At 54.3% G+C, this 21,975-nt stretch carries 19 protein-coding genes and 1 tRNA gene; 14 read left to right on the top strand and 6 right to left on the bottom strand.

Translation table 11 applies throughout. The features are described 5' to 3' along the window. Positions 1-78: 78 nt before the first annotated feature. Positions 79-1,698: a phytoene desaturase family protein gene (locus tag D7D48_RS07645; RefSeq protein WP_125230702.1), complete on the bottom strand. Its 1,620-nt coding sequence runs from the start codon at positions 1,696-1,698 to the stop codon at positions 79-81. Beyond that, positions 1,695-2,855 carry an aromatic ring-hydroxylating oxygenase subunit alpha gene (locus tag D7D48_RS07640; protein WP_125230701.1) on the bottom strand — a complete coding sequence of 387 codons (1,161 nt, stop codon included), beginning with the start codon at positions 2,853-2,855 and terminating at the stop codon, positions 1,695-1,697. Before D7D48_RS07640 ends, D7D48_RS07645 begins: the two co-directional genes overlap by 4 nt. A 36-nt stretch (positions 2,856-2,891) precedes the next feature. On the opposite strand from D7D48_RS07640, the gene D7D48_RS07635 reads away from it, so the two are divergent. The 7 genes from D7D48_RS07635 to D7D48_RS07605 all read left to right on the top strand — a co-directional run bounded on the left by D7D48_RS07635 (position 2,892) and on the right by D7D48_RS07605 (position 9,855). Next, positions 2,892-3,488 carry a TetR family transcriptional regulator C-terminal domain-containing protein gene (locus D7D48_RS07635; protein ID WP_125230700.1) on the top strand — a complete coding sequence of 199 codons (597 nt, stop codon included), beginning with the start codon at positions 2,892-2,894 and terminating at the stop codon, positions 3,486-3,488. A gap of 112 nt (positions 3,489-3,600) precedes the next feature. Next, entirely contained in the window at positions 3,601-5,226 is a 1,626-nt protein-coding gene (locus D7D48_RS07630) for an alkaline phosphatase D family protein (RefSeq protein ID WP_125230699.1), read from the top strand. A gap of 88 nt (positions 5,227-5,314) precedes the next feature. After that, positions 5,315-6,433: an acyl-CoA dehydrogenase family protein gene (locus tag D7D48_RS07625; RefSeq protein WP_125230698.1), complete on the top strand. Its 1,119-nt coding sequence runs from the start codon at positions 5,315-5,317 to the stop codon at positions 6,431-6,433. Positions 6,434-6,754: 321 nt separating this feature from the next. Then, on the top strand, positions 6,755-7,276 hold the full coding sequence (locus D7D48_RS07620; protein ID WP_125230697.1) for a helix-turn-helix domain-containing protein: 522 nt from the start codon (positions 6,755-6,757) through the stop codon (positions 7,274-7,276). 221 nt (positions 7,277-7,497) lie between these two features. Beyond that, positions 7,498-7,734, top strand: coding sequence for a hypothetical protein (locus D7D48_RS07615; protein ID WP_125230696.1), 237 nt, complete (start codon positions 7,498-7,500; stop codon positions 7,732-7,734). 12 nt (positions 7,735-7,746) lie between these two features. Continuing rightward, positions 7,747-8,292: a heme NO-binding domain-containing protein gene (locus tag D7D48_RS07610; protein ID WP_125230695.1), complete on the top strand. Its 546-nt coding sequence runs from the start codon at positions 7,747-7,749 to the stop codon at positions 8,290-8,292. A gap of 3 nt (positions 8,293-8,295) precedes the next feature. After that, entirely contained in the window at positions 8,296-9,855 is a 1,560-nt protein-coding gene (locus tag D7D48_RS07605; protein ID WP_125230694.1) for an ATP-binding protein, read from the top strand. A gap of 40 nt (positions 9,856-9,895) precedes the next feature. Here D7D48_RS07605 and D7D48_RS07600 read toward each other — a convergent pair whose 3' ends face one another. After that, the gene (locus tag D7D48_RS07600; protein ID WP_125230693.1) at positions 9,896-10,759 is read right to left on the bottom strand and encodes a response regulator; all 864 of its coding nucleotides are present in this window, start codon (positions 10,757-10,759) and stop codon (positions 9,896-9,898) included. Positions 10,760-10,848: 89 nt separating this feature from the next. Between D7D48_RS07600 and D7D48_RS07595 the strand changes: the two genes are divergently transcribed. Beyond that, the gene (locus D7D48_RS07595) at positions 10,849-11,103 is read left to right on the top strand and encodes a RidA family protein (protein ID WP_125230692.1); all 255 of its coding nucleotides are present in this window, start codon (positions 10,849-10,851) and stop codon (positions 11,101-11,103) included. A gap of 60 nt (positions 11,104-11,163) precedes the next feature. Here the strand turns inward: D7D48_RS07595 and D7D48_RS07590 are convergent, their stop codons facing one another. Next, entirely contained in the window at positions 11,164-12,051 is an 888-nt protein-coding gene (locus D7D48_RS07590) for a LysR family transcriptional regulator (protein WP_125230691.1), read from the bottom strand. Positions 12,052-12,141: 90 nt separating this feature from the next. Between D7D48_RS07590 and D7D48_RS07585 the strand changes: the two genes are divergently transcribed. The 5 genes from D7D48_RS07585 to D7D48_RS07565 all read left to right on the top strand — a co-directional run bounded on the left by D7D48_RS07585 (position 12,142) and on the right by D7D48_RS07565 (position 18,728). Next, positions 12,142-13,077 (top strand): sterol desaturase family protein, encoded by a 936-nt coding sequence (locus D7D48_RS07585; protein ID WP_221738629.1) that lies wholly within the window; start codon positions 12,142-12,144, stop codon positions 13,075-13,077. Further along, positions 13,074-13,652, top strand: a complete 579-nt coding sequence (locus tag D7D48_RS07580; protein ID WP_125230689.1) for a hypothetical protein — start codon at positions 13,074-13,076, stop codon at positions 13,650-13,652. The genes D7D48_RS07585 and D7D48_RS07580 overlap by 4 nt, the downstream gene beginning before the upstream one ends. Before the next feature lie 63 nt (positions 13,653-13,715). Then, positions 13,716-15,713 carry a betaine-aldehyde dehydrogenase gene (gene betB, locus D7D48_RS07575; protein ID WP_125230688.1) on the top strand — a complete coding sequence of 666 codons (1,998 nt, stop codon included), beginning with the start codon at positions 13,716-13,718 and terminating at the stop codon, positions 15,711-15,713. After that, the gene (gene betA / locus D7D48_RS07570; protein ID WP_245964376.1) at positions 15,679-17,367 is read left to right on the top strand and encodes a choline dehydrogenase; all 1,689 of its coding nucleotides are present in this window, start codon (positions 15,679-15,681) and stop codon (positions 17,365-17,367) included. The genes betB and betA overlap by 35 nt, the downstream gene beginning before the upstream one ends. After that, positions 17,364-18,728 (top strand): FAD-dependent oxidoreductase, encoded by a 1,365-nt coding sequence (locus D7D48_RS07565; RefSeq protein WP_125230687.1) that lies wholly within the window; start codon positions 17,364-17,366, stop codon positions 18,726-18,728. Before betA ends, D7D48_RS07565 begins: the two co-directional genes overlap by 4 nt. Before the next feature lie 9 nt (positions 18,729-18,737). Here the strand turns inward: D7D48_RS07565 and D7D48_RS07560 are convergent, their stop codons facing one another. After that, positions 18,738-20,102 carry a peptide MFS transporter gene (locus tag D7D48_RS07560; RefSeq protein WP_125230686.1) on the bottom strand — a complete coding sequence of 455 codons (1,365 nt, stop codon included), beginning with the start codon at positions 20,100-20,102 and terminating at the stop codon, positions 18,738-18,740. 173 nt (positions 20,103-20,275) lie between these two features. Between D7D48_RS07560 and D7D48_RS07555 the strand changes: the two genes are divergently transcribed. Next, the gene (locus tag D7D48_RS07555; RefSeq protein ID WP_125230685.1) at positions 20,276-21,763 is read left to right on the top strand and encodes an FG-GAP-like repeat-containing protein; all 1,488 of its coding nucleotides are present in this window, start codon (positions 20,276-20,278) and stop codon (positions 21,761-21,763) included. 90 nt (positions 21,764-21,853) lie between these two features. On the opposite strand, the gene D7D48_RS07550 is transcribed toward D7D48_RS07555, so the two are convergent. Beyond that, positions 21,854-21,930 (bottom strand) — tRNA-Arg (locus D7D48_RS07550). Positions 21,931-21,975: the final 45 nt, after the last annotated feature.

The raw sequence follows: 21,975 nt of genomic DNA, 5'->3' as shown, positions 1-21,975 counted from the left end.
GTTTGTCGCCAAAAGCGACAGGGGGAGGAAGCCGGATCTGAAAAGGTCCGGCTTTTTCATTTCCCGTGTGTGCGTATTTTACGCAAATATCCGTTTGAACAGGCTGCGGTCGGCGAGCACTTCTGCGGCGCAATTATGCCCCGGAGCGCCCGTGACGCCGCCGCCGGGATGGCTGCCTGCGCCACACATATACAGGCCCTTTAATGGTCCGCGATAGGCGCCATGGCCCAAAATGGGACGCGCGGACCATAATTGGTCGAGGCTCATATTGCCGTGCATGATGTCGCCGCTGACCAGTCCAAATTTCCGTTCCAGCCCCTTGGGGCTGAGGATTTGGCGGCCCAAAACCGACGCGCGGAAGCCGGGGGCATAAGCCTCCACTGTATTGATGATATCATCGGCGGCTTTGCCTTCTTCGGCATCCCAATCGCGTGGCGTGCCATCGGCATTATTTGGCAGTTCTGGTGCAAATTGCTGGCAGAACAGGCTGGCGACATGTTGCCCTGCGGGTGCGAGGCTGTCGTCAACGGTCGAGGGGATGAGGATTTCAACGATGGGCTTTTGCGACCAGCCATCGCGCTTCGCATCCAAAAAGGCGCGGTCCATATAATCCAATGTTGGGGCGATGATGATGCCCGATTGATGATGCTCGCCGGCTTCGGGCAGGCAGGTGAATTTGGGTAGTTCAGACAAAGCGACATTCATGCGGAACGTGCCGCTACCCGCCTTGAAACCCTTTACGCGGCGTTTGAATTCGGGTTTCAGGTCGGCATCATCGAACATGCGTTCGTAGAGCAGCTTTGGCCCGACATTGGATATAACGCGGTCCGCGACGATTTCTTCGCCGCTTTCAAGGCGCACGCCCGCGACCTTTTCACCATCCACCAACACGCGCGATACGGGCGCTTCGAGGCTGATGTCTACGCCCAGATCGCGGCATACCTTGGCCATGATCTGCGTGATCGCACCCATGCCGCCGATGCTGTGGCCCCAAGCGCCCTTATTGCCATTCACTTCGCCAAAGACATGGTGCAGCAAGACATAAGCGCTACCGGGGGTGTCGGGGCTGGCATAATTGCCGACGACGGCGTCAAAACCGAACGCAGCCTTCACCGCCTCGCTTTCGAACCAGCTATCCAAGAAGCTGCGCGCCGATTTGGTGAACAGTTCCAGCACATCACGTTGTTGCGACAGGTTAAGCTTCATCAGCCCGCGCCCCTGTACAGCGGCATCGATAAGCGTCTTTAGGCCATCGCCGACATTAGGCGGCGACCGCAATGCAAGATCGCGCAGGACGTCGGCGACGCCTTCCAACATGTCATAATATTGCGGCAGGACCGCCGCATCATGCTTTGAAAAGCGCGCAAATTCGGCCTGCGTGCGTTCCAGCCCGCCACCGAGTTTCAAATAGCCGCCATCTTCTTGTGGTAGGAAATTGGAGATGGGCCGTTCAATGACGCGATAGCCATGATCGACCAGCTTCATATCGGCAATGACCTTGGGCTGAAGCAGGCTGACGGTGTAGCTGGCGACCGAGTTGCGGAAACCGGGGTGGAATTCTTCGGTAACCGCCGCGCCGCCGACGACATCGCGGCGTTCGACGATGCGGACCTTTAGGCCAGCGCGCGCGAGATAAAAGGCACAGACAAGGCCGTTATGGCCAGCACCGATGATGAGGGCGTCATATTTTTGGGTCATTTTTTGCTCCAGCCCGATGCCGGGCGTTGTTCGAGGCAAGCCTCGGGAATGATGTTGCGGATTTGGCGGCAGAAGCTTTTCAAGCATACTTCCTTGTCGGACAGCGGCCCCATAGAAAAGCTACGGCTTGCCATGCCTTGCTGCACGCGGGTGATGAGGACGGTGTCCTCGGCATTGACTTGCCGGTTGATCCGCCAATTGAGGTAACGCGCGGCGCGCATTTCGCGGCGGTCATCATGGAGCACATAGCTGATTTCTCGAATGACGCAGCTATCGGGGCCGGTGGGCAGCCATTGCATGAAATCTACCTGATCGGGGTAAATGTCGAAGGCGACCGAGGGCCATAGCTTGAAATAGAGCCAGCGTTTCTGATTGGCGGCGGGCAGATGCGGCACAGGTGGCAGTAGGTTTTGATAGCCGCGTTCCGACCAATTGGCCGATGGTCGGTCGACAAGGTCGCCCCACATGCGGTCCACATGCGGTTCCGCCTCAACACCATAGCTTTTGCCGAACAGGCGGGTGAGCCCGGGATGCGCAACGGGGATGTGCAAGCCATCGGAATAATTATCGCCGACATTTTTCCAGTTCACCGCGCGCGGCCGCATGGTGACGCGGCCAAGTGCACGCAATTCTTCAAAACGGTAGGGCGCGACTTGCGCTTCATAAGGCGCCATCATGTCGGCCACCGAAGGGCCGCCGCTTTCCAGACGGACAAATATAAACCCGCGCCAGATTTCCATATCGACGGGGACAAGGCCGGCCTTGTCCTTGTCGAGCGTGGGGTAAGAGGCGCTGTCGGGTACACCGGTCAAGCGGCCATCAAGATCATAAGTCCATGCGTGATAGGGGCAGACCAATTTCTTGGCGCAACCGCCCGAACCATCGACTAGGCGGCTGCCCCGGTGGCGGCAGACATTGGTGAAGGCGCGCAATATGTCGTCATTGCCGCGCACGACGATGACGCTTTCATTGATATAATCGAGGCTGTGCCAGTCACCCGCACCTGCCACGTCGCTGACATGGCACACCACTTGCCATGACGGGCGGAAGATGCGGTCCACCTCAAGCGCGGCGAATTCAGGATCATCATAGGTCCACGCCGGCAGGCTCCAACCTTCCAAATGATCGTGCGGTGTATGTGCGCCTGATTCGGACATCTTGCTCCCCTTGTTATACGAGTGTATAACAGCGGCATGCAATTGCGACAAGTCTTCACCCGCGAAAGTGCGGATACACGCCGCGACGCGTTAATTGCGGCCACGGCGCGGTGCTTGTCCACGCGTGGCGCGCATGGGACATCGGTGCGTGCTATTTGCCTTGAGGCGGGGGTTTCGGCAGGTTTGCTGCGGCATTATTTTGACGGCATTGATGCGCTGGTTGCCGCAACCTATCGCGCAACCGGTGCGCGTGTTGCGGCGGCGTTACATGCTGCGGTTGATGCGGTTCCGGCAGATAACCCGCGCGGTCGGTTGCTGGCCTTTGTAACCGCAAGTTTCCGTGCGCCGATTGCTGATCCGGAGCTGCTCGCGACATGGTTGGCGTTTTGGAGCCTGTCGCGCACAGTACCCGCAATTGGTGCAATTCATGACGAAATCTACGCCGAAAATCGGCAGGATATGGAACGCCTCATTCGGGCCTGTCCCAATGCACCCGCAGATGCCCGATTGGCCGCCGTGGCGTTGACCGCCTTGGTTGATGGCCTGTGGCTTGAACTCAGCCTGGGCAATGCACCTTTCAGCGTCGATGAGGCGGAGGCGTTGGCCGAAAAATGGCTGGACAGTTTTATTTGAGACTGCGTGTGCGCCTGTCATAGCGTTGCAACAGCTTTTGATTAGCGCCGATGGCGAAGCGTTGTTACCAAGCGCCATAGGGAATGCTGAAAACGCAAAAGGGGAAGCCATAATGTCATTTATAATCGATCGCCGCCAATTGCTAACGACCGCAGGATTTGGTCTGGGCGGGCTGATGCTGCCGGGCGGTGTCGCGATGGCGCAGACGCTTTTGGGCCTCACCGGATTTACCCATAATGTTGCAAGCGGTGAGCCGGGGCCGGACTCCGTGCTGTTGTGGACGCGTTATGTGAACCCAACCGGCGGTGCTTCCAAAATGCGGGTCGAAATTTCCGAAAGTCAGGATTTTGGTAAAATCGCGGGCGGTGGCGAAATGGTCACGGGGCCATGGCGTGACCATACGGTGAAAATCACCGTTGATAATCTTGCGCCGGGCAAATGGCACTGGTTCCGCTTCATCGCGCCCGATGGCAGCATTTCGCCTATTGGACGCACCAAGACCCTGCCTGTGGGCAAGGCGGCGAAATTTAACATCGCGATATTCTCCTGCTCCAATTTGGGCTTTGGTGAATTCAACGCTTATGGCCATGCTGCGGCGCGCGATGACATTGATCTCGTCCTCCATATGGGCGATTATATCTATGAATATGGCCGTGGCGGCTATGATGGCGGCGCAAAATTTGCCGCACGCATTTTTCCGGCGGATGAAATTCTGACATTGGCGGATTATCGTTTGCGCTATGCTAGCTATCGTTCGGACACGCAGCTCCAGGCATTACATGCCAATTTCCCTATGATCGCCAATACCGACGATCATGAAACCGCCAATGACAGTTGGGAAGGCGGCGCGCAAAATCATAGCGTGGATGAAGGCGACTGGAATGCACGGCGCAACGCCGCGATGCAGGTATGGCGTGAATGGTTACCTGTGGGGGAGCAGCCGTGGAAGGAATATCCGATTGGCGACCTCGCCACTTATTATCGCACCGACACGCGGGCCGTGGCGCGATCCAAGCCTTATGCTTATGCTGACCTTCTTCGGTCGGGTGATCCGGCAAAGGCGCTTTCCGAATATCGCGATGGCGCGTGGCGCAATCCGTCCATGACGATGCTGGGCAGCGAGCAAGAGGCATGGCTGTCACGCGCGATGGGCCGCAACAAATCTACATGGGCAGTGCTCGGTTCTGCTACCAATATGGGCTATAATTACACGCCAGAAAACGCGATGGATTGGGTTCCCCAATTTGGGCCAGAACGCGCGCGCAATTATGTGCGTCAGGGCATAGCCGCAACAAAGGCTGGCTTACCATATAATCTCGACAATTGGGGTGGTTACCCTGCTGCGCGTTCACGTCTGTTGGCAGCTGCGCAGCGCGCGGATGCGAACCTAGTCGTTGTAACCGGCGATAGCCACAATGGCTGGGCCTTTGATTTGCCCGAAGGCGGCAAGCCAGCCGGTGTTGAATTTGGCGGCCACAGTGTCTCGTCGCCGGGCTTTGAAAGTGCGATTCCGTTCACGGACCCAGCCGATGTCGCGCGCAGCTTGCTTGGCACCAGCAAACAGGAGCTGCGATGGGTAGATACATCCAACCGTGGCTATATGCATTTGTCGCTCACGCCGCAGGCGGCGACCAATGAATGGGTGTTTATGCAGACGATTAAGGACGTGTCGCTCGCCACCAAGGCTGGCCATAAAATGAAAGTGCGGCCGGGTCGGAAGATATTGGAGCAGGCATAGCTTCACTTTTAACTGGTCAGTTAAATCGCCTTGATTTTGTACCTAAGCTCGCGCCATAGATACAGCATAAGCGTGAGGAGAGAATGACATGCAAATGGCCGGGCTTGGATATAGCGAAGAACAGATCGAGCTTTTGGATGTAGCCACGAGCTTTTGCCGTGACAAATCGCCCATCGACCGCGTCCGTAAGCTGATGGACAGCGATTTGGGCTATGACGCCGATGTCTGGGCCGAAATGGCGGCCTTAGGCTGGACCGCGATATCGATACCCGAGGCGCATAGCGGCGTTGGCCTGACGGTGGCTGAGGTGGTGCCGGTGGTGGAACAAATGGGCCGGCATTTGATGGCTTCGCCCTTAGTATCATCAACCTTGGCGGCACAGGCGCTGATCGTCGGCGGAAACGAAGCGCAAACGTCCGCATGGTTGCCGAAGCTTGCAGAAGGCGCAATCGGCACGCTCGCTTTGTCCGAAGCGCATGGCGACTGGGATCTTCAGAATATTACAGCGACCGCAAAGCAGGAGGGTGACACTGTGCATCTGTCCGGTGAGAAATTATTCGTCGCATGGGCCGCGAGCGCCGATGTCATCATCGCGTCGGTGCATTTGGACGGCAAACCCGCCTTGGTTTTGTTGACCGCTGCCGATGTTGCGGGCCGCCTGCGCCGCGAGGCGATTATTGATGAAACCAAGCGCAGCTTTGCCTTGTCGCTGGATGGATTGGCCATATCGCGCGCGGCGGTGTTGGAAGTCGACCGTGCGATATCGACCTTGTCGCATATCGAACAGGTCGCAAATCTCCTACAAAGCGCGGAAATGTGCGGCGGATCGCAAAGCGTGATCGACTATACCGTCAGCTATTTGCAAACGCGCAAGCAGTTTGGAAAGCTTATTGGCGAATATCAGGCGCTGAAGCATCCGACGGTCGATGCGTATGTCGAATATGAAAAGGCGCGGTCGCATTTATATAGCGCCGCCAACAGCTTCAGTGACCAAGGCGTTGGCGAAATCGCGGTGCGCATGGCCAAGGCAGCAGCGGACGCGACCTATAGCTTTGCCGCTGACCGGGCGATTCAGTTTCATGGCGGCTTTGGCTTTACCCATGATTGCGATGCGGGCCTGCATCGCCGCGCCGCGATATTCCATGCGTCGCAATTTGGTGATGCGGCATGGCAACGTGCAAAATTGGCTCCATTGTTGCTCGGATAAGGGGTAAATTGGGCCAACAGAACAACGCGTTTTGTAGCTAACTTTTAAGCGGTAAAAGTTTACTTTTTTTTACAATACGCCGCTAGGCCGCAGATTTTGCCGAAGTTTTGAAAAATAGTTTCATATTGGTAGTATTTGCTCTCGTTCCGGCGGCGATATGCCGTGCATTCATATGCGACCCGCGCAACAGACTGAATATAAGGCATAAGTATTCAGCCATATTGATACTTTGTCATGTTCATTTGGCATAAATGCGAAATTCGGGCGCACTTTTTACAAATCATGCTCCCAATTTTCGACGACGTACACCGTTGGGGGAATATGTTTGATTTACAGAGCAATGCAGAGCTGACTGACCAAATGCACACATTTGACGTTCCGATCAAATTGACGCGTGCGCAGTTGGAAAAAATGCTGCGCGCCGTAGAGACGGACGTTAACGACGTTAAAGCACAGCCAAGCCCAGCAGAAACGGGTAATGCCTTAACGGCTATGGCAGTGAAAAAGGCGAAGGAACTCATCGCCATTACAAAGCGACGTTCGCGATTGGCCTCGGTGGCTAATCTTTTCGCGGACCCAGCGTGGTTCATATTGCTCGATTTGTTTGTGCGGCAACATTCCGGATTGCAGACCAGTGTTTCCAGCGCGTGCCATGCGTCCTTTTCACCCGTGACGACTGCGCTGCGGCATCTCGCCATTTTGACGGAGCGCAAAATCATTGAGCGGGAATATGACCCTGTCGATCAGCGCCGCATATTTCTGAGGCTGACAGAAGAGGCTATTGCCGAGATTCAGCATACATTGTTGACTGATGACTTCAGCGATATGGCGATTGCGTCCTAGGTTCTGACGCTGACCAGCGGTCCAATCTGGGCGCTCTGCAACAATCCTGATTTGCTATCTTGTAAAATCTTGATACTTCTTACCCGTTTGCGCGACAATTTTTCGCGGTACCGGTACCATGATTACAACTCGCCGCGCGCAGGCGACAATACATGGAACCATGATATATGGACGTGTATGATTTTAAAGCATGAAACTAAAATAATTCCTTCGGTTTCCTTATGAGTGGCTATCGGGAATTGGACGCCAAGACGTTGCATGCTGTTCTGCAGCCGTTGAATGTCATCCGGCTTTCTTGCGGAAATATCCGCACGCGTATGGGAAAATATTCGACGGACGATGCAGAATATCTGACCGCAAAGCTGATGCGCATAGAGGAGCAGGTGGTCCGCGCCACGGACCTGTTGCAGGATTTGCGGAAGAACAATGACGATGATGCATCCGCCGAAGGCGCCTGAAAGGATAACGGCATGTACGGCATGATCCATCGCGCCATGCGGCAGATGGTGCATGAAGAATTGGGTGAGGAAGCTTGGCTTGCGCTTGAGCAAAAATTAGCAATAGGGCCTACCGAGTTGTTGACCGGTATGGTCTATGATGATGCACTTACGATGCAAATTGTTGCTGAAGCTGCTGCGCGATTAAACCTTTCGGTCGAACAATGTCTATTTGCCTTTGGCCAATATTGGGTTCGCTTCGCCGGACAAGGGTCTCTGTCATCAATCATGAAATTTACAGGCCAAAATCTGGCAAGTTTCATTTCCAACCTTGATCGTCTGCACCTTGCTGTGGGGGCAGCTATGCCGGGTGCGCGGCTTCCTTCCTTTGCCACATTAGAAAACGCGCCAGGTCACCTTGTCGTGGAATATCGTTCGGACCGTGCGGGTTTGGAGTCGTTTGTGCTGGGGTTGCTGCAAGGGTTGATGGACCGCTTTCAGGCGCGCGGCGATATTGAAGTTCTACATCGTGGAGAGAAATCCATTCTATTTGATATCCGCTATCAGGATAGAGGCTGAACCATGCTTATAAGCCTCTCCGAAAAGCAGATTGGCGCGCTACTACCTGCGTTCCTGCATATTGATACGCAGTTGAACATATCCGCCATAGGACCAGGCATTTCGCGGCATTTGCCGCATGTCCGGATCGGGATGCCGTGCGATGAAGCCTTTCATATCTTAAATTTCGATACGGCCAAATTTTTCCATGAGGGCCGTGATGTGCAACCGGTGAGCCTGATTGCGCGGGACGGTGATATACAATTAAACGGCGCAGCCATTTTCCATGAAGGAGGGTGCTTGCTTGCGGTTCGATTTGCTGTGTCGGAAGAAATGTTTGCCGATAGTACAATGGACCTCCGTGACTTTGGCCATGCCGATCCGGTTATCCTCAGCACCATGTTGATTGTGCTGCAGCGGGCCATGTTGGAGGAATCGCAAGCAACTGCGATCGAGCTTGCGCATGAACGCCAGCGCAGCGCTGATCTTCTGGAGCGCACAAGTCGGCTCGCGGGATATATGGCGCATGATTTTAACAATCTTCTGTCCATAATCCGTTTGAATACCGATCGCCTTGTGCGTCAGTTCGGCAAGGACGCAAAAATTGGGAAGCTGGCGAATATCATTCAGGAAATGGCCTCTCGTGGATCAGACATAACGCAATCGCTGATGACCCTTTCGTTGCAGCGTACCGATACGCGGCAGCCACTATGCATGGACGCAGTGATTAACGATAATTACGGGATTTTGGACAGTGTATTGGGGCCAAATATCAGCCTGAATTTGAAACTAGATGCCGATGGTCGCCAAACTGTCGTCAGCTATAATGACCTGTTGAATGCTCTGATTAATCTATTGATTAATGCACGCCAAGCCATGCCATTGGGTGGACAAATTGACGTGTCTACTTCGGTTGAGGCTGGCCCTATCCATAATGACGGCGCTGCGCATGGAGCGGCGCCGATTCCGCATATTGTCATCCGTATAGCTGACACGGGCACTGGCATGAACCCGGCCTTATTGGCGCGCGCCTTCGAACCACAATTTTCGTCAAAGCCAAATGGGACAGGCCTTGGCCTTGCCTCGGTGCGTAATTTTGCGATTGAGACGGGTGGTGATGTCTGGCTGGAGTCGATCGAAGGTAAAGGAACCACGGCCTATCTGAGACTGCCTATTGCGGGACAAGTCGCGCCTATGTTGGACGCCGACATTGGGGCAATGCCTAAAAACGCGCCGAAAGTTGTTTGCAAGCAAAAGATATTGCTGGTCGAGGATGAACCTTATGCGCTTGAGGCGCTGGTCGAAATGCTGGAGGCGGAGGGCTATGCCGTGACACCATGTGCGTCGGGTGAGGAGGCGTTGGTTGCCTTAGCGCAAGAGGTATATGATGTTTTGCTAACCGATGTTGTCATGCCAGGGCAAAATGGCACCGAGGTGGCGCAGCTTGCCTGCACCATTCATCCATCAATCAAGGTCATTTTGATGAGTGGCTATATGCCGGATTCTGCTGCGCTCCAACCCGGGTGGCTGTTTTTGCACAAACCCATGGAGAGCGCAAAATTGCTTCAACTCATATCCGCCTGACGCGATGTTTTGCGCGGGCGCGGGGCAAGCTCTCCACGCTTCATGGTTGCAATTTCCAAGCGGTTTCCAAATAACGCTGCATTGTACTGACGGCATGGGGCTGCAGCTTTAATAAAGTGCGCCGCTTATCATTTGGGTCCGTCCATCGCTGGACGAGGCCCGCCTCAACCAGATTATTGACATGGCGTAACGCCGTGCTGAGCGGAACATGTGTTGAGGCTGATGCGCTGGAGGCTGGCACAGCCTCTCCACGCAAAGTGGCTTCCGTAATATCCAGCAATATTTCCCATGATGGCCCCGTCAGCACTGCCGAATCAAAAAATTTGGCTTTGCTGTGCTGGAACTTTAACAGCATGCGTGTGAACGCCTGAAGCTCTTCTTCGGTTGGTTTTATATCCTGTCTTGAGGTGCTTTCGCGCAAGATGGGCGGATCAAGCCGCTTGGTTAGCGCTGTGATCTGGAACCGATAGGCTGTCGCAAAATAATGCCCAGATGCCCTACGTAATGCTTCGGCCAATTGTTCAGTCGACACAGGCTTTGTGAGCAAATCTGTTGCTTGCGACTGCATCGCTTTGGTCGCAACTTCCAAGTCCGAATGTGCGGTCAGCAATAAGGTAACAATGGGGCGATGTGGGGAGAAACGGTTGGAAATCTCAGACAATAATGAAATGCCATCCATGGTCGGCATTTCAAGGTCGGTCATGACCACGCCGATTTCCGGAGATTCGGCGATTTGTTTCAATGCGTCAGGTGCGCTCGAAGCAGATCGCACGGCGTATCCTAAATTCGCTATCGCATCACAATATTCATCAAGGCACGCCGGATCGTCGTCGACAAGAAGAATTGTACACCCCTTGGATGCCATTTTAATGTCCATGTCATTGTCTGGGGCATTGACGTGCATCGCATTTCCTCACGCCTGAATTTGAAGTTAAGCTGTTGTCGACTTGCGTTGTCCCTTATTTTACTCCTATCGTCAACCATCTGACGATTATGCCATTTTTCCAAATTCAAAGCCGAGCCCTGGCTAACCTTGAGGCCGTCCTGAAATCAGCAGGTCTGGAATTGTCTGATGTTGTGAAGGTGACCGCTTGGATCACCGATGCCAATTATATGACCGATTTTATCTTGGTGTATCGCGGATATTTTGCAGAGCCCTATCCCACACGTTCAACGATTGTATCGGACTTGGTTGTTCCCGATGCTATGGTTGAGGTAGAGGCCGTCGCGTATCGCGAGAGCAAATAAAACGGGCAATGCAGATGCGAACGATGTTTGTCGCCGCGCGGAAATTTAGCCAGCATCCTTTTACATAGCAAAAGTGTTTTTCAACGCTTGCACCACAGGATCAGGATTAGCATTTCGAAGCGTGATGGCGCTCACATCATAGCGCGCGCCGTCGCTCAACGGCATGGGCATGACACTCAAGTTAAGCGCACGTGCCTCGCGATGAGCAAAGGATGCAGGCAATAAGGTAATCATGTCGCTTTCCGCGACCAGAGCGAGACACGACACCAGACTGAGAACGCGGTAATGCGGGAAGCCCGACCGTCGATATTTTTCCTCTATGTCTGACGGAATAGCGGAGCGGTAGTTTCTATCATAGCCGGGAATGGCCCATTTATACTGCAGCATTTCATCTGTGCCAAAGGTCCCTTGTAGCGCTGGATGGTCTTGGCGCATCACGGCAACATAGGCCTCGTCGATTATCTTATGGATATGAAACAACCGCTGTTCGGGAATAGCGCTCACGCTCGTGGAATGAAAAAGCAACATGTCCGCTTCGCGTTGGCGCAACCGGTCCGCGGCGATATCTAAAGGAAGGGTCTCCGCGGTCACGCGAATGTCGGGATATGCCTTGTAAAAGGAGGTGAGGGCTGGCGCTAAGGATGCTTCCATCACGGCGGGTCCGACAATAAGCCGCAAATGTCGTGTGCCGGATAAGACCTCATCGCCGATTTGATCGGCTAAAGCCAAAAGCTCCTCAGCCCTTTGCGCAAGGCGGTTGCCAGCATCGGTGGGGACAACATTGCGCGTGGTCCTGTTAAACAATTCTGCGCCCAGTTCCTGTTCGAGCATTTGGACCGATTTGGTGAGTGCCGAATGTGTCATGCCAAGCTCATTTGCGGCCCGGCTAAAACTTTTGTGGCGATATACGGCGACGAACCGGGATAGTCTGTTCAAATTTATATTCATGTTCCAATAATTACATAATATGCATTTATTATTCAATTTTATAAATTTTTGATCCGCTTATTCCCGTTATTAATAATGGGAGAGAAACGTGTGACCATAGGGCAGTTCATCAATCAAAATTGGGTTGTAATCGCACTTGCTGCTTTTGCACTGGGCATATTGCTCGAACTGGGCGCTATTCGCGTATTCAAACGCAAGGGCGATGTGCCGTTGAAAGACTCCGCGCTCTCAATTTTTCTGGGGCTCGCTAGTGACCCTGTTAACGCGATATTTGCCTTTATCACTACTGGCGCTTTGTTTGCCGCAGCTCCCTTTGCCATTGGCGACATTCCCATCACTTGGGGGTCGTTTTTATTGTGCTTTGTCCTCGATGATCTGCGGTTCTACCTGCACCATCGCATTTGCCACCGCGTCCGGTGGGGTTGGGCCATGCATGTAGTGCATCATTCATCCACCAATTTTAACATGCCCATTGCGCTGCGCCAAAGTTGGATGAAACATTTTACCGGCACGATGATGCTGAAAATTCCGCTGATTTTAATCGGCTTTGATCCGGTGTTGGTTATTTTTTGTGGCGTCCTGAATGCCACCTACCAATTCTTCCTCCACACCGAGACGATCGACCGTTTACCACGATGGTTTGAATTTATTTTCAACACACCGAGCCACCACCGTGTGCACCATGGACGAAATCCAGAATATCTAGATTCGAATTTTGCCGGCACGCTGATCATTTGGGATCGCATGTTTGGCACATTTGTGGAGGAAGATCGGGCTGTGCCCGTTGATTATGGCTTGGTCAAAAATCTGGAGACATTCAATCCCGTCACCATCTTAACGCATGAATATGTTGGCATCGTGCAAGATGCGACGCAGCGCGGCCTAAGTATGTGGCAAAGATTTTGTTATATTTTTGCGCCGCCCGGCTGGAGCCATGATGGATCACGTTTGACATCAGCGGATATTAAACGTGAGGCGGGTTTGCTGCCCCATAATGATGCAATCGCGCCATTGCCGAGAGCATGATGCCTGCCCATTACGCATTATCGGATGCGGCCATCGTGCTCGTCACCTTATTTGCAGGGCATGCGCTTTGGCGAAACATTAAGGTTTTGCCTGCATTTGCCATGGCGTGTTTCGGGGTGGCGGCCAGTATTGGCGTGGTGCGCTTTGGCGGCGGCTTGCAGGATGCGTTGGCCGCGTTGCATTCCGGCGCGTCGCAATATTTGGGCCTTGCCGGGGCCTTCGCGATTTTGGCGCATTATCTGTTCCCGCCGAAGGGCCGAAACGGGATAGTAATAATTGCCTTTATACTCACCGTTGCGTTGGCAATCTTCTGGTTCGCGCCTCCCTTTCTGGGTCCCTTATTCTTGCTGGCCCTTATGCTTGCATGTGCGGCTTCGATTGTGCGTCCGAGCCTATCGCAGCCTTCATGGCTTGTGCCTGTTGCCTGTGCCGTGATGCTTGCCAATACATTGTTCATCCGCCGTGCGACGTGGATGGATGAGGCGGTATCTTGGCATGCCTATCACTTGATCATCGCGCTGGCGCTCGCGGCGCTGGCAAAGGGTTTGATGACTACCGAACAGCGCGTGTCATAACCCAAATTCAGCCTATCTGACGGCTGATATTGAATAAGCGTTCAATGTTTGATACGCCAGCTTATGCCTCAAGTTAAAACTGATCGTCGCCAACATATTATTGCTTCGGCAATTGCTGTTTTGGCTGAATATGGAATAGTTGAATTCACATTCAATAAAGTTGCGCGTCATGCTAATATCTCGGCGGCGCTGATAGTGCATTATTTCACGAGCAAAGAAGCCTTGCTTGAAGCTGCCTTCCGCACGGTCGTGCGGCAGTTGAACCATCAGGCAACGGCGCGCCTCCGGCTCGCTGCCGGACCCCGCGCGCGCATAGAGGCGCTGGTGGACGCGCATTTGGGACATAATGATTTCTCCGAGGAAATGGCGCGGGTTTGGCTGTCATTCTGGGGACAGGCATTGCATGTACCGCAACTGGCCCGCGTGCAAAGGGCGCATCAACAGCGCATGTTGTCTAATTTGAAATTTGATCTGCGACAGCTGGTCGACACGCGTGACATATTGCCAATGGCGCATACCATAGCGGCCATGATTGACGGTGTCTGGCTGCGTGCGGCGATGAATGGCGGCGTGGCGCTGCAGAACGGGTTGGCGCGCGACCTTATTTTTGATTTCATTGCGCGCAACGTGTCTACCACGCGACCTGCGCCGCTTGCATCGCATTTTGACACAATCAATCCGGCCACAGGGCAATTGCTTGCGACTATTCGCATCGACGGACAGGCAGAGGTCGACAAGGCTGTCGCCCGCGCGGCCCATGCCCAAAAGCTATGGGCGAAAACGCCGGGTGTAGAACGGGGCCGTATCCTGCATCGCGCTGCTGCTTTGTTGGTGGAACGCAATGACATTCTTGCCCGGCTTGAAACGCAAGATACCGGCAAGCCCATTCAAGAAACCAGCGCGGTCGATATTCTATCTGGTGCGGATTGCATCGAATATTATGCAGGGCTTGCGCGCACCATTGCCGGTGAACATCATGATCTGGGCAGCAGTGCATTCGGCTACAGCCGGCGGGAGCCCTTGGGTGTCGTTGCGGGTATTGGCGCGTGGAATTATCCCATACAAATTGCGTGTTGGAAATCTGCACCCGCTTTGGCGTGCGGCAATGCCATGATTTTTAAGCCCGCCGAGCTGACGCCACTCACCGCAATAGAGCTTGAGAAGGTCTATCTTGAGGCGGGCCTTCCCGATGGTTTGTTTCAGGTCGTACAAGGCAAAGCCGAGACCGGCCGATTGCTGAGCCTTCATCCCGGCATCGCCAAAGTATCGCTGACCGGCGAAGTGGGCACGGGCAAAAAGGTGATGGTCGACGCGGCAGGCACGCTGAAATATGTTACCTTTGAACTGGGCGGAAAATCGGCGTTAATCATCTTTGAAGATGCCGATTTGGATGAAGCGGTATCGGGCGCATTGCTCGCCAATTTTTATTCGGCGGGTGAAGTGTGCACCAACGGGACCCGCGTTTTTGTGCATAAAAATGTCCGTGATGCGTTTCTGGCAAAATTGAAGGCGCGGACGCAGGCGATATTGATGGGCGATCCGCTCGATCCCGCCACCCAAATGGGCGCATTGATTTCGCAAGCGCATATGGAAAAGGTCTTGGGCTATATCGCGCTGGGTCAGCAGCAGGGTGCCAACTTGCTCACAGGCGGAAAGCGGGCGGTGCATGGCAATATGGCCCAAGGGGCCTTTGTCGAGCCGACTATCTTCACGCACTGCACCGATGACATGGCTATTGTGCGCGAAGAGATTTTTGGCCCCGTCATGGCGGTGCTCGATTTCGAGGATGAGGTAGAGGTTGTCGCGCGGGCGAATGACACCGAATTTGGTTTGGCGGCCGGTATTTTCACCAACAATCTGACGCGCGCGCATCGTGTTATCGCGGCGTTGGAGGCAGGCACATGTTGGATAAACACCTATAATATCACCCCGATTGAAATGCCATTTGGTGGAAATAAGCAGTCGGGTCTTGGCCGTGAAAATGGCAAGGCGGCGATTGAACATTATACCCAGCTCAAGAGCGTCTATGTCGCAATGGAACCAATCGATGCCCCCTATTGAGGCCGCAGATTATATCATCGTTGGCGCAGGGTCGGCTGGGTGCGTGTTGGCGGACCGGTTGAGCGCCGATGGTGCGCATCAGGTCATATTGCTGGAATATGGCGGCAGTGACCGCTCGGTCTTGATTCAGATGCCCGCCGCGCTTGCCTACCCCATGAACACCAAAAGGTGGAATTGGGGCTATGAAAGCGAGCCGGAGCCGCATTTGAACAACCGACGCCTCAATTGCCCACGCGGCAAGGGGCTGGGCGGATCATCCTCCATCAACGGCCTTGTCTATGTGCGCGGCAACGCGCTCGATTTTGAACATTGGAAAGAAGAGGAAGGCGCAACTGGATGGGGCTATGCCGATGTACTGCCTTATTTCAAACGCGCCGAAGGTCGGGCCGAAGGCGGGGACACCTATCGCGGCGGCGATGGACCCTTGTCGACCAGCTATGGCCCGCTCGACAATCCACTGCATCAGGCCTGGCTCGATGCCGCGCAGCAAGCGGGCTATAGCCTGACCGAAGATTATAATGGCTATGCCCAAGAAGGCTTTGGCCGGATGGATATGACAGTGCGGGATGGCACGCGCTGCTCGGCGGCGAAGGCCTATCTGTACGAAGCGCGCAAGCGACCCAATCTGAAAGTCATAGAAAAGGCGCTTGTGACGCGCATCCTTTTTGACGGCACGCGCGCCATTGGGGTGGAGTATGAACGCGCAGGGCAGATGCATCAGGTGCACGCGGGGCGCGAAGTCATATTGTCGGGCGGGCCCATCAATTCGGTGCAGCTGCTCAAGCTTTCCGGCATTGGTCCCGCAGAGGAGTTAAAAGCGCATGGCATAGAAGTGCGCGCCGACCGCCCCGGTGTGGGCGCGAACCTGCAGGATCATATGGAATTTTATTTCCAAATGGCCTGCACCCAACCCATCACTCTGTACGGCAAGGCAAATCTGCTTGGCAAAGCGATGGTCGGTGCACAATGGCTATTGGGTCGGTCGGGGTTGGGGGCGTCAAACCAGTTTGAAAGCTGTGGCTTTATCCGCAGCCGTGCCGGTATCAAATATCCCGATATTCAATATCATTTCTTTCCGATGGCGATCAATTATGACGGATCGTCACTGGCATCCGAACATGGTTTTCAGGCCCATGTCGGCCCCATGCGTTCCAAAAGCCGGGGCACCGTGACGCTCAAAAGCGCGGATCCGCACGACAAGCCCAAAATCTTGTTCAACTATATGAGCCATCCCGACGATTGGACAGACATGCGGGCCTGTGTGCGGCTGACGCGGGAGATTTTCCAACAACCCGCCTTTGCCCCCTTTCGCGGGCGTGAGATTCAACCTGGCGCAGACTGCGTCACTGATGCGCAGATTGACGCCTTCATTGCCGAACATGTCGAAAGCGCGCTGCACCCCAGTTGCACATGCAAGATGGGCAGCCCACGCGACCCGATGGCCGTGGTCGATCCCGAATTGCGTGTCATCGGTGTCCAAGGGCTGCGCGTGGTGGATAGCGGCGTGATGCCGACCATCACCACGGGCAACCTGAATGCGCCAACGATCATGATCGGGGAAAAGGCGGCCGATCATATTCTTGGCAAGCCTATGCTCGCCCCGTCGAATGCGCCATTTTACGTCGCGCCAAATTGGAATGATGCCCAAAGATGATAGAAAAGATAGTTGAGCCAGCCCGCCATATTGATGTGATCCGCCACACCGACGTTCTCGTCGTCGGCTCTGGCCCTGGTGGCCTTGCCGCAGCACTGGCATCGGCGCGGGCGGGTGTCGAAACAACCTTGCTCGAACGCTATGGCTGTTTCGGCGGAAATATCACGCAGGTCGGGGTGGAGGGTTTCGCATGGTATCGGCACCCAGCCACTATCGACAGCGAAGGCATCGGGCGTGAATTTGAAGACCGCGCCAAATTGATGGGCGCGGCCATGCCGGAACCGCAATCAATCAGCCATAGTCTCGATGCCGAAGCCTTCAAATTTGTCGCAGATACGCTTGTCGAGGAAGCGGGCGTTATTCCCATGCTGCACCGACTATGTGTGGCGCCCATCATGGATGGGAATATCATCCGCGGCGTCATTGTCGAAAGCAAGGCGGGCCGTGAAGCGATTCTTGCCAAACGGGTGATTGACGCAACAGGGGATGCCGACATTGCCCACCGGGCAGGCGCGCCTACGCATATGCACCCCGTGGACGAAATGATGTCGGTCTCGGTCATGTTTTCCATGTGCGGCGTGAACAAGACGCGGTTTATTGACGCCGTAAAGGCGGACCCGCAAACCTACGGCGACTGGGCCGTCGGCGGGGAGTGGGAAGTGATTACCAGCGGCAAAGAGGATGCGATGTTCTCGCCCTTTTTGCGCAAGCCCTTTCAAAAGGCGTTAGAGGCGGGCCTGATACCCGATAGCGTTAAGACAATGGCTGGCACTTGGGGCACAGTGTCGGATCAGGGGGATTTGACCTATCTCAACATGTGTCATTTATATCTGGACGGCACAGACCCCGATGCCCTGACACATGGGGAAATGGCGGGGCGTAAGCAGGCGATGCACGCCATAGCAGCGTTGCAAGCGTTTATGCCCGGCTGCGAAGATGCTAAGCTGCGCAACTTTGGTATGACGCTGGGCATTCGCGATACGCGCAAGATTGATGCGGTGTATAATATGACCGCCGATGATGTGATGGAACAAGGCCGCTTTGACGATAGCATCGGCATATTTCCGGAATTTATCGACGGCTATGGCTATCTTATATTGCCGACGACAGGGCGCTATTTCCATCTGCCTTACCGGTCGATGTTACCCAAAAATGTCCGGCATTTGATTACCGCTGGCCGTGTGATCGGCGGCGATAAGGTCAGCCATGCTGCGGTCCGCAACATGATGTGTTGCGCCGTTGCTGGGCAAGGCGCTGGCGTAGCCGCGGCGTTGGCAGTCAAATCAGATCGCGATTTTTCTGAGGTCAACATTAGCGACGTGCAACAAGAACTCCGCCGCCAAGGCGCGCGCCTATTTTAGCTCGTGCCGTTACGAAGCGAGATCAGATTCCAACGCCGCTTGAAGGCGTTTGCGGAACAGCAGGATGAGAATGCCGCCAGCCAAAGCGATGGCGGCATCCATTGCCCAAAAAACCGATGGGTGCATTTGGTCAAAATAGCTTCCTATCCACCCCGCCAGCACATGCCCGATAAAGGGGGAGAGGAAGGCGACGCCCATTAAAATAGAGGCCATGCCCGCAGGGGCGGCCCGGCTGACGATGGCTAAAGTTGTCGGCCAATAATACATCCAGGCCAGCCCCATGATCAGCCAGCCCGCAATGGCCCATCCGGCGTTGACACTGTCGGGGCCACTGTGTCCCATATTGCCATAAGCGAAAAGAAGCGCGGCAAAGGCAATGATGGCGGACCCAATACCGACCTTCGTCACGCTGCTGGGTTCGATGCCACGCTTTGCCTGCCATGCCCAAAACATAACCAGCGCGGGGGCCGCCAATATGGCGCCGATGGAATCCATCGATGCAAACCAGCTTGAGGGTACTTCGCCCAGCGACGTTGCCAAGTTCACATATTGATCGACCCATAAGATGCCGATGCTCCACACCATTGGATAGGCGATTTCGGCGGGAATGGTGAGGGCAATGATAAGTAAGAGTATCCATAAGCGCTTGCGCTCAGCCTTGGTCATCGGCGCAGATTTTTCGCGTTTGCCGGCCAATGGACGATCATCGGGCAAATGGCGCTGACCCAATATATAGGCCAGCAGCGCAACCAGCATCAACACAGCCGCCACCGCGAACCCGGCATGCCAGCCATAGACCGCCGCAACCAGACCCGTTACGAGCGGCCCGCTTGCAGCGCCAATGCAAATACCGGTTGAAAAAATGGTGAAGCCGCGTGACCGCATGGACTCATCCGATTGCGGGTATAATGCGCCAACCTGCGCAGAAATATTGCCCTTCAGAAATCCTGACCCCAAGATCAGAAGTAAGAGCGCGAACAGAAAGCTGGCATAAAAGGACATCGCTAAATGCCCCGCGCTCATCAGGATGACGCCGAGCATTACCGTGCGCTTTGCACCCAATATCCGGTCGGCAACCCAGCCCCCGACGATTGGCGTGAAATAGACAAGGCCGGCATACCAACCATAAATGATTGCGGAAAAAGCAACGTCGCTCATCGGCCCGCGAAATTCGAACAGATTGCGTAAGGTGGCGAGCCCAATGACCTGTGCCGCATTTTCCGGCAGCAGCAGCTCTTTCACCATGTAGAGCGTCAGCAACGCCGACATCCCATAAAAGGAAAAGCGCTCCCACATCTCAGTGAAGGATAAATAGAATAAGCCTTTGGGGTGACCGGATGGCTGGCCAATAGCGGTCTGTTCAATGTTACCCACGCTTATTCCCCCCGATTTTATGTGCGCCCTAGTCGCATGCGTATCTATGCCCGCTTAAATGCGTGGTGCAAGGGAATGATGGGCGTTATCAAGTGCACAGTATTAGTATTTTTACATCATGTTACTTTTGCTGATTTTGATTATTGTTGATGTGAACTGAAGAGGAGCTGTACGTGAAATGTAGCTTTACCAGCTTAACGCTTGCACCTTTTTGTGCATTCCTACTGGCAAGTTGTGGTGGAGGTAGCTCGGGCTCCGCGACGAACACAAGCACGCCCGACCCATCGCCAGTTACGGCAATCGCGCCCTTTATCGAACTCAAATTTGCTTATGAGGTCCACAGGTTTGCGACAAAAGATCTTGTGCCGCCTTATACCTATGCCGGGGTAAATTATCCTGGTGGCGTTGCTGATATTTTCCCTCAAGCCAGCATATCTTTGGATTTTGAAGGGGGGCGATATCCAGAGGTCATTATCCCGCTGAGCAAGGCTTATGGTACACCCGCTTATGCGGCCTTGCCCTATGTGCTGCTGTCAAACGCGGATGGCCGTCTGCGCTATGATGCTGGATTGAACGCCCAATTGCCGTCTGTCTTTGGCGCGCGACGGGCCGCAGCATTGCAGGTTGCGGGGAAACCTATGGCATTTTTTGTGGCGCACAATGTTTCGGGTTCATATCGCGATCCCAAAGCACATGGCAGCGCTGTCCTGATTGGGCAAAGGTCCGGAACCATTGGGGCCGTTGCGAACACGATCCCGCGCTTGCCCCATAAGGACATATTACCAGATGATGCGGTGGACGCACATTCGATGGCAGCGGGCGACGTGAATGGTGATGGCTTAGATGATATATTGATTGGAAATTGGACGGCTTTTGGAGATGGCTTCCGGCCTGTCTTGCTCACGCAGCAGTCCAGCGGACGATTTACGGCATCAGACGACCCATTTTTTGAACAATTGCTTTCGGTTCCGATGACCAATCCAAGATCGGAGGGCAATGAAGGCTTCAACCTTCTTCTCGATCTGCATCTGGCTGATCTGAACGGCGACAGATATGCTGATCTCGTGGCTGGATTTGGTCATGGGTCGACGCCAAGCCTACTTTTCTTCAACAGGAATGGGCGCTTTACTTTTAATGAAGGCGTGGCTTTGCCACCCAGCATTTATGGCATTGATACAAATCTGCATATGGAAACCAGAAGCGCTGATTTCGACAAGGATGGCGATTTAGACCTGCTCATCCAACATTCCAGATATGTCCCTTATTATGGTGGCAATTATCTGCAGCTGCTGAGAAATGATCGGGGCGTCTTTACCGACATAACCGCCGACGCGCTCCCGCAGGATCAATCGGACATCCGCGCGGCGCGCCTCAACTGGTCACCAGATGTGTTTATACAGGATCTAGATGGCGATAGCCTGAAAGACATTGTCTACGGCCTCAGCAAAGGCCAACTGCTTGTATTTTTCAATCAGGGGGCTGGCCGCTTTTCGCGTTTGGCAGTGACGCTTCCTCAAAACCAATCGGGACGTTTGTTAGCCGTGAGCGATTTCAACGCCGATGGTGGCCCTGAGCTTTTATATTATCAATATGGCGGCTCTTCGACCGAGAAGGTCTATATCATCAATGCGTTTAATCTCAGCTTCAAAAAGCCATTATGATTGCGGCCTGACATATGAGGCGGTGCGGCGGGTCACCGCAACTACAACGGACCAAAAATGGTCGAAGAATACCGAAATGCCTAAAAATACTGGCGCACCCAAGAGGATTCGAACCTCTGGCCTCTGCCTTCGGAGGGCAGCGCTCTATCCAGCTGAGCTATGGGTGCGGGCCGAGTGCGGTTAGCAGGCATGACGCCATTGCGCCAAGTTTT

The organism is Sphingorhabdus wooponensis (assembly GCF_003933235.1).
Taxonomy (GTDB): domain Bacteria; phylum Pseudomonadota; class Alphaproteobacteria; order Sphingomonadales; family Sphingomonadaceae; genus Sphingorhabdus_B; species Sphingorhabdus_B wooponensis.
The sequence above is the reverse complement of the archived record's forward strand: the minus strand, read 5'-3'. Positions and strand labels throughout refer to the sequence as shown.